The organism is Pseudovibrio sp. POLY-S9 (assembly GCF_001431305.1).
Lineage (GTDB): Bacteria > Pseudomonadota > Alphaproteobacteria > Rhizobiales > Stappiaceae > Pseudovibrio.
Map to the genome: position 1 here is coordinate 1 of NZ_LCWX01000097.1, position 242 is coordinate 242.

At 53.3% G+C, this 242-nt stretch carries 1 protein-coding gene; it reads right to left on the reverse strand.

What is annotated here, in order from left to right:
• Positions 1–242: S8 family serine peptidase (locus tag PPL9_RS08685; protein WP_152986643.1), on the reverse strand; the 242-nt coding region annotated here is incomplete at both ends.

The following is a 242-nucleotide window of genomic DNA, read 5'->3' on the forward strand; positions in this document are numbered from 1 at the left end:
ATACCGCCGCCGTTCCAGGTTGAGGCACCATTGGTAGACCACTCGGTAGAGGGATCGTCGACTTGCTTGGCAGAAAGAGCAAGAATTTCCTGAACATCCCGCCAGCCCAGCAACGGATTTGCTTCCAGCATCAAAGCGACCACACCTGAGACGATTGGCGCTGCAAAGGATGTGCCTTGAGTTGCCTCATAATCGTCGCCAAAGGTTGAGCCGTTATCATTTTCAACGAGGCGAGATGTCGA